At 68.0% G+C, this 625-nt stretch carries 1 protein-coding gene; it reads right to left on the bottom strand.

The features are described from left to right. A partial coding sequence (locus ABGB08_RS54715) for a hypothetical protein (RefSeq protein ID WP_347608578.1) occupies positions 1–602 on the bottom strand: 602 nt, incomplete at its 3' end. Between the last annotated feature and the right edge of the window lie 23 nt (positions 603–625).

Consider the following 625-nt stretch of genomic DNA (forward strand, 5'->3'; position numbering starts at 1 on the left):
AGCTTGGCTTGAACATCCCGCCTGGCGGCCAGTTCCCTCACAAGCTTGGCTCCAGGCCCGGGAACGGGCGTCAAGGCAGGGACGGGGGTGGAGTGACCTGGTTCAGGGATTTCGGCGGCGGCCACCAGGGGCCGCTCCTTCCGCGGCGTCGCGGCTTTCGGGTCAGGCGGCTCGGCCTGGGCCTCAGGCTCGGCGTCGGGGTCGATCCATTTGTAGATCTCCGGTCTGCGGCCTCCGGTGGAGGGGCCGAGTTCGATCTCGACCGAATGCATGCTGGCGGTCAGCGTCTTCAGCGCGGCGGACTTGATGTCGAACTTGCGGTAGAGCTGGGTGGCGGGAACCCCGTCCGGTCCGGCCTCGCGCAGGAAGCGCTCCAGCCGGATCGCCAGGGGAACCTCTCGGTCCATCTCAGCCTCCGGGAGGGTGAAGCTGACGCTTTCCACGCTGTAGGAGACCAACGCCAGCGCGGCGTCCAAATCCCTCTCGTTGATCTCCTCCCGCTTGTCGGCCAGGGCGTACAGGGCGGCGACGCGGGCCAGGTAGGCGACCGCCCGCTCGGTGTACTGCGACAGTTCCTCCGAGCCGCTGGTGAGGGATTCCACGATGGGCCGGTGCTTGGACTCGA

This window comes from Acrocarpospora sp. B8E8, assembly GCF_039871605.1.
Classification (GTDB): Bacteria; Actinomycetota; Actinomycetes; order Streptosporangiales; family Streptosporangiaceae; genus Acrocarpospora; species Acrocarpospora macrocephala.